The sequence below is a fragment of the Celerinatantimonas yamalensis genome (genome assembly GCF_046054155.1).
Lineage (GTDB): Bacteria > Pseudomonadota > Gammaproteobacteria > Enterobacterales > Celerinatantimonadaceae > Celerinatantimonas > Celerinatantimonas yamalensis.
Genome location: NZ_JBEQCT010000004.1, coordinates 134,243 through 148,503, shown reverse-complemented (window position 1 = coordinate 148,503; position 14,261 = coordinate 134,243). Strand labels below are relative to the sequence as shown.

Sequence of the window (14,261 nt, the reverse complement as noted above, 5' to 3'; positions counted from 1 at the left end):
TTACTCGTTCTAATTAACTATATAATATTCATAGAGTTAATCATCAAAATAAACTCTCTATAGGTTCTGGCATAAGTTTTGCGATTGCTAAAGCGCAATCTTAAACTAACGCCTTTAGGTTGGGCATTTTTGTTAAATCAATCAAAAAACGTTGAGATTGCCAGTTCACAATCACTATTGATGAAACTGATATGGATAGGTAAGCGCCTGGACGCGCCAAGATACGTGTTGTAGCAAACGCACGACTTGTGTCCCAGCGATGGTGAATAACCCTGATTAAAAACGGATGAAGTGATAATGATAAAACGTATTGCCAAGTCAACTCTGGTCGCTAGTGCACTGTTGCCTACTCTGGCAATGGCTGATACCCCAACTGCCAGCGGCGCCGATAACGCCTTTATGATGATTTGTACCGCACTGGTGCTGTTTATGACAGTCCCAGGGATTGCATTATTCTACGGGGGTCTACTGCGCTCAAAAAACGTGCTGTCCATGATGGCTCAAGTGATGGTGAGCTTTGCACTCATCTGTGTACTGTGGTTTGTTTACGGCTACAGTTTGGCATTTACTACTGGTGGTTCTTTCTTTGGTAGTTTTAGTGCCTTTATGCTACACGGCATTTCACCAGACTCGCTTTCGGGAAGCATCTATTCTTATATCTTCATCGCTTTCCAATGTTCGTTTGCAGCGATTACAGTCGCCTTGATTGTGGGTGCATTTGCAGAACGGATCCGCTTTAGTGCGGTGCTGATATTCTCTGCACTGTGGTTTACCTTTGCTTATCTGCCAATCGCCCATATGGTTTGGGGCGGCGGTTATCTTGCCAGTGATGGCGCATTAGACTTTGCCGGCGGCACAGTGGTGCATATCAACGCGGCAACCGCTGGATTAGTCGGCGCTTATATGGTTGGCAAACGGGTCGGTTTTGGTAAAGATTCACTGAAACCACACAATCTACCCATGGTCTTTATTGGTGCCAGTATTCTTTATATCGGTTGGTTTGGATTCAACGCTGGCAGCGCGGTCTCTGCAAACTCAATCGCAGGATTGGCATTCTTAAATACCGTGATGGCCACAGCGGGCGCTATTTTGTCGTGGACCTTAATTGAGTGGTTCGTACGCCAAAAACCATCACTGTTGGGTGCCAGTTCAGGTTGTATCGCCGGATTGGTTGCAGTTACGCCAGCAGCGGGAACCGTTGGCGTTGGCGGTGCACTGATTATCGGCCTGATTGCTGGTGTCGCAGGCTTCTGGGGTGTTACAACCTTGAAGAAATGGCTCCGCGTTGATGACACATGTGACGTATTTGGTTGTCATGGTGTATGCGGAATCGTCGGCTGTATCTTAACTGGGGTATTCACCTCAACCTCTCTCGGCGGTGTCGGTTATGCCAGCGGGGTCACCATGGGCCATCAGGTTTGGGTTCAGATCTTCAGTGTCTGCACCACCTTAGTTTGGTCTGGCGTTGTAAGCTTTGTCTCTTTGAAAATTGCCGATATGTTGGTTGGACTGCGTGTTGATGCTGAGCATGAACGTGAAGGTTTAGACATCAACAGTCATGGCGAAAATGCATATAACTCATAAACACTAGCTCATTTCTTCCCCTTATGTCATCGGCCCTTCATTATGAAGGGCCTTTTTTTACCGATTAGTTAACTGCCTGATATTGCCGTAGGTAATCGGCGAACTCATCGATGAAGTGGCGTGCTCGCACCGAAAGTTGTTGACGATTGGGGTAGATGGCATTTATCGGGGCTCGGCCAAAGTCATAGTCACTTAATAATGCCACCAACGAACCTTCCGCTATATATTGATGTACGGCAAACATCGGACAACAGGCCACACCAACATTATGTCGGGCCAACTCAGCACTGGCTCTAGCACTATTGACATAAGCAACAGGCTTGAGCTCAAGAGGAAATTGTTGACCATTGCGATGCGCCACCCAGCGCTGCCTGTCACCGCGCAAATTGGTATCAAAAATCATCGGGAAGCCATTCAAATCTTGTGGATGAGCGATATTTAGCGCATCGATGAGTTGTGGCGAAGCCACCAAGACCGAGTAGACTTGGCCAATTTCTTTGGCGATCATGGTCGAATCTTTCAAATAGCCGATCCGAATCGCTAAATCGAAACCTTGGTTGATCAAGTCAATAAATTGATCCGTCAACAATACCTCAATATTCATTTTCGGATAGTGAGCTATAAACTGACTGATAAACTCCATCATCACCTGTTCGCCAAAAGTATTAGGCACCGATATCCTTAACCGCCCGGCCATCTGCTGCTCACCGTCCAGCAGATCGACCTCCATTTCGGATATTTCATCCAAAATATGACGTGCTTTTTGATAGTAGTGAAGTCCCGCTTCAGTGAGCGTGAAACCGCGGGTTGAGCGGGAAATTAACCGTACATTAAGCGATTCTTCGAGCTGACGGACATGGGTACTCATCAGCGCCTTCGTTTTATTGAGCTTTGCTGCTGCTGCCGTATAAGAGCGCAGTTCGGCAATGTGCACAAAGCTATTCATTAAATTCAGTTTATCCATAGCTGTTAAATATTTTTGAACATAATTTCAATGAAAGCAGAAATTGTTCAATTATTCCACTGCATTTAAGCTAGTAACCCTATTTGTTAATCTAAATGGAGTCGATATGTTAGTTAATGGGCAATGGCAACGCGAGTGGAACCCGGTACAAAAGCAAGATAAACAGGGCCGATTTATTCGTCAAACCAGCAGCTTCCGAACCCGTTTTGACACATCGGCTATCACGCAGCTGAGCCGTGGCGAACGCCCCTACACTCTGTACGTAGCACTGATCTGCCCATGGGCCACTCGGGTCTTAATCGCTCGTTCGCTGTTGGGGCTAGAGGATGCGCTGCCCATTAAAATTGTCGCACCAGCGATCACCGACTATGGCTGGGAATTTAGCGACTTTCCCGGCGCGACACCCAAAGCGGAGGTTGCGTTTAACTATATGCATGAATTATACACACTGAGCGATCCACACTTTACAGGTCGCGCGACTGTCCCACTGTTATGGGATAATACTCAGCGCATCATTGTGAACAACGAATCGGCCGATCTATTGGCTATTCTCAACGATGATTTGCGTCCTTTGCATCAAAGCCACTATCAGCTACGCCCTGAGCAGCAGCGTTCTGAAATGGAAGCGCTCAATCAGCGCATCTATAGTCAATTGAATAATGGTGTCTATCAAGCAGGATTTGCGCAAAGCCAACACGCCTACATTGAGGCCTATACCCATGTCTTTGCCATGCTCGATGAGCTCGATAATCGCCTTGCCTCTCGTCGCTATCTGTTTGGTGACAGGTTCACCGAAAGCGACATTCGCTTGTTTGTCACACTCGCCCGTTTTGATGTCGCCTATTATGGGATATTTAAAACCAATCGCCAACGTATCGCAGATTTTGCGCATCTTAATCGCTATTTTCACGATCTCATTCAGATCGATGCTTTTGCCAAAAACACCAATGTTGAACATATCAAAGTCGGCTATTACTCAATTAAAGCGCTCAATCCGACTCAAATTATCCCACAAGGGCCAAAGCTTGATTGGTTTAAATATCTTAGCTAATTCATCATGAATCCCCGCATCGCTGGCACTTGTCGGTTCAGCGGTGAACACGATTAAATAACGTCTCATCGATGCGATCCATCCAGACTTCTGAGAGGATATGCTGACCAATCCGCAAATAAACTTTGCCATCAATTGGCTGGCTGGCATCAGCATCAAAGAACACCCGCCATATGCCAGTTGGCGTGCGCTGAATGCTCACCCGGTGGGCATAGCCGTGAGATAATTTCACCACAGGCTGAACTAAGACGGCTTGCTTAGCACTTAATTTCGTTAACGCCCCACCAGAAAAGTCGACAGCCATCTTAATCGGCCCGCCATGGGGCTTCATACCTGCTAATCCGCCTTGACCGACACGCGTTGCGACCACTTTTGCATAGTCTTTCGAGATAGCCGGCATAGGGTGATCTAACCACCGCATGCGATAGCTAAAATGAATATCTTGATGAAGCGGCAGTGGCCCCTTCGGTTTAAAAAACACCACGATATTGTCGTTGGTTTCACGTGTGGTCGGAAGTTCGACCAATTGGATCTGACCGGCGCCAAAGCTCTGCGCTAGTGGCTCAATCCAAACGGAGGGGCGACGGTTATAAAAAACCAATGCATCTTGGTAGTGATCAAAGTTGCGATCCCGCTGCATCAAACCAAATCCTTTCACACCCTCGCCGTTAAATGATTGAGTAAAGGGTTTAAATGGATTGTTCAATGGCCGCCAAATGAATTGCTGATCATGGGTCTCAATGGCCAATCCATCTGAGTCATGGACCTCGGGGCGCCAATCAAACGCGGTGTTGCGATTACTCTCAGAGTACCAATACATACTTGATAACGGCGCAATTCCAATGCGCTTTACGTGCTGGCGAAAAAACAGATGGCTATCAACATTCACGATCTGACCGTGCTTAGCCGTGTTGGTTAAATGAAAGCGATATGCGCCTGTGACACTCTTAGACTGCAATAGCGCAAAGATCACCACTTGATTGGGGTGATTCGGCACAGTTTGGAGCCAAAAGTGAGTAAAATCAGGAAATTCTTCCTTAACACTGGCGATTCCCGAATTGAGCGCTAATGCACGCGCTGATAACCCTTCTTGGTGTTGATTACCACGCAGGCGAAAATAAGAGGCGCCTAAAAAACTTCCCCAGAAATGGCTCAGATCAGAGCGCATCAAAGAAAAGCCCGCGTAACCGATATCATCGGGCAGTTTCGCCACAGGACTATCGGCAGGCATACTGAAATTACTGCGATGATAGGCAAACGGATACGCCCGGCCATCAATCACTTGGGAAATTTGTACCGCTTTGGGAAACAATCGTCCCACCGGATAAAACTGCAGCGGCAATTGTGGATTAAGATAAATACTTTTATCTATGCGGTAATGTACATGCTGCAGCACGCTGTAATCAATTTGGTGAATCAACTGAGGCGCTCGAATCGCTCGGGGCTGGTAATCTTGTTCAGCGAGCTGACGGGCCTTGGCAATCAGTCCCTTGTAACTAAACAACGTGCCTGTTGAGCTCAGCTGAGTCGAAGCGGCGCTCGCATTGAGCACACTAACCGACCACAATAATCCAATCAATATATAACGGGTCATACGATCCCCCTTATGCGAATGATTCGAAGTAAATCATTCTTCTTTTGGCAGCACTCAAAACTGCCTCATCTATCTCTATCTACCATGCCAGTAAAAGTATGACCGAAGCTAGAGACAAATGCTGAAAACAAAATACCCATATCGAACTATAAGGCTAAGTGATCAGCCCTAGGCGCTGCGCTAAACCAGAGCGACGCTTAGTGCGATTTTGACAAGCGCGGCGCAAACTGAATTCATCACCAATCAGTGAAAAGTGGTTGCGCGAACGCGTAATCCCCGTGTAAAGCAGCTCCCGCGTGGGATTCCCCCCCGCTTGAGGTGGCAATAACATCAGTACTTCGGCAAACTCGCTGCCTTGACTTTTATGGACTGTCATCGCAAAAACAGGCTCATGATCAGGTAATCGACTTGGCAACACCCAGCGGATGCCCTCTGGCGATTCATTACTTTCAAAGGCAACCATCAAAGTGCCATTTGCCACCTGCACAAAAAGGCCAATATCACCATTATAAAGCTGCTGGGCGTGATCATTATTTTGCACCATAATCGGCAATCCTGGGCACCACCCTTTCGCTTCTTTAAGTAGCCCATGCTGCTGCAATTGCCGTTGCACCCGCGCATTGATCCCCTCGACACCAAAGTCACCCTGGCGCAGCGCCACCAGCAGTTGAAATTGATGAAATCGCTGGAACACTTCCACTAATGGTTTTTGCTCAGATAAAGCACTGAGATAACGGCTTGCAGCTTGCTCAGCGCGATCTAAGGCAAAGCGGTAGCTATCCTCACTCAGCAGTCGCCAATCAATATCTGAGAACTGTTGATCCTGTAGATAACGGATCATCGCGGCACTATCGCCACGATTGACTGCTCGCGCCAACTGACCGACCCCTGAGCGATCATCAAACCGATAGCTTTTGCGTAGCATCACTAGGTTATCCGCTATCGCCGCCACTTGCTCATGATTGCCCGCTAAGTCAGCGGCTCCGCAGCGGCGCAGATAGTCGCTAAGGGAGGAACTTATCCCCGCATCAATAAACTGGCAGATATCAGCGAGTACTGAACCGGCTTCCACAGACGCCAACTGGTCGCGATCGCCAAGTAATATCACCCGCGTATTGGCGGTGATGGCATCAAATAGATGAGTCATGAGTGACAAGTCAATCATCGAGGCTTCATCCACCACCAACAGATCCAACAAAAGTGGGTTTTGCGCATGATGAACAAAGCGTGTCCGTCCGGGGATCACCCCTAATAAGCGGTGAATGGTACTTGCTTGCGTCGGAATAGCGGCTACGACTTCCTTCGGACTTTGGTTGAGGGCATAACTTGCTTTACTAATTGACGCACTAAGGCGCGCTGCGGCCTTACCCGTTGGTGCGACGAGGGCCACTTGCAAGGGCTGACCTTGCTCTTTTATTGCTAGCTCTTGGAGCAGCGCAAGTAGCCTCGTGACGGTGGTTGTTTTGCCCGTCCCTGGGCCACCACTAATCACTAATAAGCGCCGCTGACAAGCTTGCGCGGCAGCAACCCGTTGCCAGTCGGTTAACTCACTTTGCTCGCCAAATAATCGGTTTAAAATCGGTTTTACTTTAGATGGTGCGGGCGCTTTGCGAAGCCCGGTCACCGCGAGTCGATGCGCCAGTTGGTTTTCAAACTGCCAGTAACGATTCAGATAGATCCGCTCGCCATCAAACACCAAAGGTTTATCCACTCCAACGAGAGCCGACTCACTCAGATAGCGCTGCCAATCAGTCATAGATGGCGCCATAGCAAGGCGTTCTAGGCGAGCACTAATAAGCTCCAGGGGAAGGCAGCTATCGCCGCGACTAAGCGCTTCACTAGTCAGTGCACCAGCCAGCACCACTGCATCACAGGCGCCACATTCTTTAAGGAGCATGGCAAAATGCCAATCCAATGGGCGCAGCGCCCCTGTTTCACGCAATTGTTGCAGATAGTCACCCAGATTCGTTTCACTCATCCGCGGTCTCCGGCAAATAACTGATCCAATTCATTTAAAAACGCTTCACTCGGTCTAGAAAAATAAATGCCGGTCTGCGCATCACGTTCACCTGCCACACCCCGTAAAAACAGATAATAGACACCGCCAAAATGTGTTTCATACTGGTAGTCGGGCAGGCGCTGGCGCAGCATTCTCGTGAGAGCCAACGCATAGATCTGATATTGAAAATCGTAACGATGCTCAACCATCGCCTGTTCCATCGCCTGTTGATGATAGTCTGCAGCCGTATCACCCAGATAATTGGATTTATAATCCAGCACGTAATAGCGACCATCGACACAAAAGACTAAATCGATAAAACCTTTGAGCATCCCTTGGAGCTGCTCAAAATTAAGCGCTTTGGCGCGCGCACTTAATGGGTCATATTGACGCAAAAGTTCATTGACCTCGCGAGCTCGAAGCAACGCGAGCGGCATCACAAACTCCATCTCGGCTAAGCGCGCCGTACTCTCTAATTGAGCCAAACAAAAGGGCTGATGAGCGCCGCGATCATCAAGCTTAGCCTGCAAGACTTGAGTGCGCAGCTCAGCCACAACGGGTAACCATTTATCCTCATAGCCGGCCTGACTCATCAGCTCACTGAGTTTTGCCTGCACTTCATCATCTAGTGCTTGAAAATCAATCAGCTCAAAAATACTGTGTAAAAAGGTGCCAGCCTGCGCACCGCGCGCAAAATGAAAAACATCTAATCGTTCCTGTTCATCATGGGCTTCATCGACCACAGTTTGATCGAGCCATCCCATCTCAGTGGAGGCATCCCACTGTCCATGATGGCGTGATAGTGCCGAATAGCTGGTTAGCCACCAATTACGCGGGACCCGCCTCTTGAGTTCTCGGCAACTCAATGATTGAGAAGATTCAACGATTGGCGTTAGAGGCTCAGCCCACTCGCTCACGACCGCCGCATAGCTAATATCTGAGCACTGACTTAACCCTTCAAGCGCTTCAATAAGGCTCGCTTGTGTCCCCGATTGGCCGCGCTGCAGTAAAAAACCTAACGCGCTTTGATGAATTGTGGTGGTGCCTTTTTTATTAGCTCGCGCCGCAACTGGCCCAAGCCCAACCATGCAATGATATTTAGAGCGGGTCAGCGCCACATACAACAACCGCAAATCCTCCGCTAGACGCTCCTGCTCAGCTTGCTCTTTGGCGGCATCGTTTTGATCAAGGGCGTAGGTTAATGCGCCATCTTTGTGGTAAATAGCCTCTTTAGCCGCACGAAAACTCAAAATAAACGGCAAAGCGACAATGGGATACTCAAGCCCTTTACTTTTATGGATAGTGACAATCTGCACCCGTTTAGCATCGCTCTCCAAACGAATTTGTGCATCATCGTTATCACGACTGCCATCGAGCAGTTGCTCGGCAAACCAGCGTAGTAACGCCGCCTTGCTGTCAAGCTGCTGGCTTTGCGTCTGCAATAGTTCACCTAGATGCAACAAATTGGTCAGTTGCCGCTCACCAATACGCTCACGCAAAATACGCCCCGCAATATCGCGCTGTTCCAACCAGCGAAATAACATCGCTAACACGCCACGTTGACGCCACGTTCGCTGATAACCGATGTATTCATCGACACAATACTGCCAGCGCAATTCATCGTTATTAAGCTGCTCGAGAGCGGTTAAACTTAGGCCTAATAGTGGCGTTGCTAACGCCGCTCGCAACAACCGTTCATCATTGGGGTTGAGCGCCGCGGCCAGTTGCAAATAGAGTTGATAGGCCTCATCGCTAACAAAAACACTGTCACGGCTAGCCCGCAGCACGTAAGGAATAGATAACGTATCCAACGCATCAGCGATTAATTGTCCTTCCCGGTTGGTACGCACTAATACGGCGATGTCTCCGGCCTGCACCGTGCGCGCCACCTCGTTCCCCTCGTCGAGTGAGCCTGCGGTTAACCAAGTGGCGATCTGCGAGGCGCAATCTCGCGATTGCAAACGTTGATAATCCCGGTTGTTCATCGTCGGCTCACCGTTTTGCGCCAGCCGAAATTGCAACGCCGGTTGGCTCTCACCAGCCACGACCAAACCGTTGAGATGCTGATGTTTAGGCGCACTATCCACAGCCACAAATTCAATTGCATCACGATAAATAAACGGATTCTCATGCCAAGCAAAAAGCGCATTGACGGCGTTGACCATCGCCCCACTAGATCGGTAGTTAACCGGCAGGGTGTAATGAGCGCGCACCTGTTGACGGGCATGCATGTAGGTAAAAATATCAGCACCGCGAAAGCCATAGATGGCCTGTTTCGGATCGCCGATTAAAAACAACCCATGGCGATGGACAGCCTCGGTTGGATAAATATGGCTAAAAATCCGATATTGCTGGGGATCGGTATCTTGAAACTCATCGATCATCGCCACTGGGTATTGGCTGCGAATACTGCCGGCCAACACACCATCACGCTCAGTGCTTAACGCTTGCGCCAAAATGGATAGCAAATCGTCAAACCCAAGTTGCTGTAACTGCGCTTTAAGCTCAGTAAAACGGGCGCGGATGAGGATAATGAGCGGCGCGAGTAACACCGCCTTAAGATCAAGATCCGCGCTTAACAACACGTCGATGGCATCGATCAATGGATGGCTCGGCGGCGCGCCGCTTTTGGTTTTCTCAAACAATATGGCACTGCAGAAGCGTCCAATATTTTTGGGTAACTGCTCATCGGTGGTTTCCTGACCAGCAAAACTGTGTAGTTCATCGAGCCAATTGGGCAGATTTTTCTTGCTATAGCTGCGCTTATCTAGGTCCGCTTGCTCGATTGCATCGAGCAAGCTACCTGACTGTTGCTGCCAGAGCGTTTTAAATGCGTCGATGGCAGCGAGGCGCTGAGTAAACCAGTGCTGCGGATCCACATCGCTGCCCCCTTCGAGTTGCAGTGCAGGCTGCGCGAGCACGCTTTGCAATGAACGCAGCAAGCTTTGCGGATCTTGCCAAAAGCTCATCACTCGGGCCGCCAACACCTTCGGTAACGGGTAAAAACTTTGCCGCCAGCAATCTTCTATGGCGCGTAGTTTCAAGGTGTATTCAGCGCTTAAAAATTCGCTCTCAAAAGCAATGCCACTTTCAAATGCATGCTCTTTGAGCATCCGCTGACAAAAGCCATGGATGGTGAATACGGATGCCTGATCCATATTCTGCTCGGCTATCAGCAAACGCTCAGCATCTTGGGCTAAATCACGACTTTGCGCCAATAGATGTGCCGTTAAAAAGTCGCCTGACTCACCGCGTAAAAAATCAAGCCGCGCTTGATGAATACGAGCGCGGATACGCCCGCGTAGCTCTGCGGTGGCCGCCTCAGTAAAAGTGACCACTAATATTTCATCAATATTGAGCGGCTCTTGGCGCGCCGGGTCATCACCGAGCAGTAACCGCAAAACCAGCGCGCTAATGGTAAAGGTTTTCCCCGTCCCGGCGCTGGCCTCAATGAGCCGAGCACCGACCAATGGAAAATCAATTAAATTTAACGGCTCACTCATCGCCAAACTCCGCAAGATAGTATTTCATCGGAACCAATAATCGCTCAACCCATGGTGCCAAAGTCACCCACTTATCGCTAAAGTCATCGCCTAATTGTTGGTAAATATAACGATTTTGCCCTTCGCCAAACTCGCCTTGATAATGCTGCAATGCTTTAAACAAAGCGGTTTGTCGCACATTTTCATCACTGCTCATAAGCTGTTGGCTGTCATCCCAGCTATGCTGCACATAGAGCCACAGCGCTTCACATGGCAAAGCAAAGGGCTGTTGCCAAGCAACTTGTAATGCCGCTAGCCAATCTTGTAAGTAACGCTGCGCAAGCTCTTTTGAAATAGCCTCAAAGTGGATCGCCTCATCAATGCCCAGCAGGTAGCTCTGTTTGGGAGCGGCATCGATTAGCTGCGCCACAAGGTAATCCACCCACGCCAACAGTTTATCTTTAGCGCGCAGCTTACCCGGGCGAAACGCCACCAACGCATCGGGGCACTGGCTGGTCAGCCAACCTTGGATCGGCGGACAATTGTCATTGAAAGGTGCCAAGCGAACACTCCAGCGACTTGGCTCAAGCGCAGGTAGTTGTGAAAGTCGCCCAATCAGCGGGTCGAGTGACTGCCAGCGCTTTTCAATGCTGATACGCCCAAACTCCCCATGGGGCAGTTGGCCGCCCGCTTGCAAACCTTCGCTCACCTGCTCAAAGGCTCGCTGCTGAAGGCGCGCTTGCAGCAGTTGCTCATCCAACTGATACCGCGCGAGTCCGTTCACGCTAAAGCTTTCAGCCTCAACCAACGACTCTTCTAATTGAGGATAGTGAATATTCAGTCGGCGCTTGTAGAGCCACTCACTTGGGGCGCGTACAAATTGCTGCAAATCCGCGTAATCGAACATTCTATCTACAGGGAATGCTTCACTTAACGGCTCGAGGGAATCTGTTATCGGTGGCGGCTCATCAAACAATGCTTTGGCCGCCGATAGCCAGCGTGGATGATAACTAAAGTAGCCACTTTGCTCGGTAAAGTAGACTGGGCTAAACGGTTGCAAGGGATGCTGGCAGCTTAAATGCGCCAACAAGCGCTCGCCTGACAAGTCGCTCGCGGCGGTTAAATCGGCACTTAAACAAAAGCTTTGTGCCAGATAGTCACGCAATTCGGCAACCAGTACGGATGGCTCAAGCGGGCTATTATCATTGACACTGCGCCCGACATAGCTGATATACAAGCGATGCTGCGCGGCCAATATCGCCTCTAAAAAGAGATAGCGGTCATCTTCGCGGCGGCTACGATCGCCGCGCTGCATGGGATGTTCGCCCATCAGATCAAAGCCTATGGCCGGTACGCTGCGCGGGTAGTCGGCATCATTCATTCCCAATAAACAAACCACTTTAAAGGGAATTGCACGCATCGGTAAGAGGGTGCAAAAGTTCACTGGCCCGGCCAAAAAACGCTGACTCCCTGAGGTACTGGTTAATTGGTTACGCACATAATCGTGCACAATCATTGACTCAATAGGTGCTTGGTAATCGCAGCTTTGCACCATCTGATAAAAACGTTCAATCAGCTGATGCAATTGTTGTTGCTCAAGTACATCTTGTTCATCAAATTGGTAGAAAGTATCCAATAACCATAACAATCGCTGCTGCCAAGTTGCATAATCAGCGGGGCTCATCAGCATATCGCGCCATTTGATCAGGGCGTCGATAAAATCGGCCAGCTTGCCCACAAGCTCGGCGGCCATACCTTGGCTCTCAGGATAGGCTAGAATACCGCAGACTAACGAGTCTGAGTCCATCGCATAGCCCAGCAACATCCGTTTTAACCCAAATAACCATGAGTTTTGCTCGCTGTTATCTGGGTTTGACCAACGTTGCAGATCGCTTTGATCAAGCCCCCAGCACACGCCTGATTCAATCACCCACTGACGCAGTTTGGGCATCTCATCGCTTTTAATACTAAAACATCGGGCCATCGCGGGCACTTCTAACCACGTCAGCAGCCCACTGGCACTCGCTCGAGCCGTAGGCAATGCCAACAGTTCAATGATACTTTGTAAAAGTGGGCTTTCATCACGCACGCTGCGATCTGATATCGCATACGGAATAAATCGGCTCTCATCGACCGAGCCAAATACGGCTTGAATCGCAGGGCTATAACGGTTGATATCAGGCACCATCACAATCACATCTTGCGCGCTCAAAGTTGGGTCTGCTTCAAACATTGCCAGCAATTGATCGTGGAGTACTTCCAGTTCGCGCCGAGCGCTATGACATAAGGTGAAGGTCACACTATCATCCGAGATCTCCACGGCCCGCTTATGTAAGCTGTCTTGCCAAGCAGTGGGATCAATCGGGTTGTAGAGATTCAACAAATCGCATTGCAATTGCCCAAGCAGAGTTGATGAATCAGGCTCAATAAAGAGATCCAGATCGAGCTCTTGCTTATCAACTTCGGCGAGCAGCTCAATATAGTCTCGGCCTAATTTACCCATCGATGCGAGTAGTGGATTCCCCGCCAACGCATGACTATCACGTAAATCACCCCAGTACTCTCGGCTTGGATTACCAAAAAACAGATGGATATCTAGATGCTGGCCGAGCGCTTCAATCGCTTTAAGGTAAGCGGGCGGCAGCGCTGAAATACCAAAAATGAACACCCGTTCAGGCAACCCCTGCGGCGGGCTGCCAATTTGTAATCGCTCAATAAAATCGGTAAATAAGTTGCCACGATGATAAGGACTATCCATCTGACTGACCGTATCATCCACCAGCAATCGCCATAACTTAGGTTGCCATGGCTGCGAAGCGGTGATATCAACTAAGTCATCACCTTGCTCCCAAGCACTCATCCAATGGGGACGATAGACGAGGTATTGATCAAATAAGTCGGCGATTTTTTGGCACAGTTGCCAGCATTTACGTTCATGCCCTTCACCGCGCTCAGAGAGATAATCAAACAGCGGCGCAAAATCACTATCATCTTGCTGGGTGGGCAATATCCGCATCAATCGCCATGCCATCGCTTCTTTTTGAAACGGGCTTTGCTCGGGCACGTCGGTGAGGACCAGATGAAACATCCGCCAGATAAAACTGGCAGGGAGTGGGAACTCAATATTGGCGGCCACCTTTAGTTGACGTGCCAATTCAAGCTTTAGCCACTGCGCCATGCCAGGACTTTGCACCAAAACTTGTTCACGGGTGAGCGGATTAGCCAGTGGTAATTGGTGCATTAGTGGGCCAATCAATCCGGCCAGCACATCCAACTGATTGCTCTGATAGAAATATAACATGACAGATAGGGCCTGAAATGGCATTGAACTCAAAGGACCAGAGTACCGTGCCCGCTAGGTGCTGAAAAGCAGAAAGTCAAAAGGCTATGGTCATCTCATCATCAATGATGATCTTAGCAGGAGAACAAAAGAGGGATATTTCAAAATATGCGCAATATTGTAAATCAGCCAAGGCAATCACGCATCGCTTAGCCGTTAGCCACTTTTAAGGCAATGTAGATACAAAAACGCCGAGCATTAAGCTCGGCGTCAAATCATCTTTTAGGCTACTTTGTGACTTAAACCC

7 protein-coding genes are annotated in these 14,261 nt (G+C 49.2%); 2 read left to right on the top strand and 5 right to left on the bottom strand.

Going from position 1 to position 14,261, the window contains the following annotated elements; genetic code table 11:
- The first annotated feature begins 297 nt into the window (after window positions 1-297).
- Complete coding sequence (gene amtB, locus ABUE30_RS10405) at window positions 298-1,584, top strand: ammonium transporter AmtB (RefSeq protein ID WP_408623705.1); 1,287 nt, start codon at window positions 298-300, stop codon at window positions 1,582-1,584.
- Between the two features lie 64 nt (window positions 1,585-1,648).
- Here the strand turns inward: amtB and ABUE30_RS10400 are convergent, their stop codons facing one another.
- Window positions 1,649-2,530 carry a LysR family transcriptional regulator gene (locus ABUE30_RS10400; protein ID WP_408623704.1) on the bottom strand — a complete coding sequence of 294 codons (882 nt, stop codon included), beginning with the start codon at window positions 2,528-2,530 and terminating at the stop codon, window positions 1,649-1,651.
- 124 nt (window positions 2,531-2,654) lie between these two features.
- On the opposite strand from ABUE30_RS10400, the gene ABUE30_RS10395 reads away from it, so the two are divergent.
- The gene (locus ABUE30_RS10395; RefSeq protein ID WP_408623703.1) at window positions 2,655-3,599 is read left to right on the top strand and encodes a glutathione S-transferase family protein; all 945 of its coding nucleotides are present in this window, start codon (window positions 2,655-2,657) and stop codon (window positions 3,597-3,599) included.
- A gap of 37 nt (window positions 3,600-3,636) precedes the next feature.
- Here ABUE30_RS10395 and ABUE30_RS10390 read toward each other — a convergent pair whose 3' ends face one another.
- The 4 genes from ABUE30_RS10390 to recC form a co-directional block, all read right to left on the bottom strand.
- Window positions 3,637-5,193 carry a glucan biosynthesis protein gene (locus ABUE30_RS10390; protein WP_408623702.1) on the bottom strand — a complete coding sequence of 519 codons (1,557 nt, stop codon included), beginning with the start codon at window positions 5,191-5,193 and terminating at the stop codon, window positions 3,637-3,639.
- Between the two features lie 154 nt (window positions 5,194-5,347).
- Window positions 5,348-7,171 carry an exodeoxyribonuclease V subunit alpha gene (gene recD, locus ABUE30_RS10385; RefSeq protein ID WP_408623701.1) on the bottom strand — a complete coding sequence of 608 codons (1,824 nt, stop codon included), beginning with the start codon at window positions 7,169-7,171 and terminating at the stop codon, window positions 5,348-5,350.
- The gene (gene recB, locus ABUE30_RS10380) at window positions 7,168-10,695 is read right to left on the bottom strand and encodes an exodeoxyribonuclease V subunit beta (protein WP_408623700.1); all 3,528 of its coding nucleotides are present in this window, start codon (window positions 10,693-10,695) and stop codon (window positions 7,168-7,170) included. Before recB ends, recD begins: the two co-directional genes overlap by 4 nt.
- Complete coding sequence (recC, locus tag ABUE30_RS10375; protein WP_408623699.1) at window positions 10,688-13,975, bottom strand: exodeoxyribonuclease V subunit gamma; 3,288 nt, start codon at window positions 13,973-13,975, stop codon at window positions 10,688-10,690. Before recC ends, recB begins: the two co-directional genes overlap by 8 nt.
- Between the last annotated feature and the right edge of the window lie 286 nt (window positions 13,976-14,261).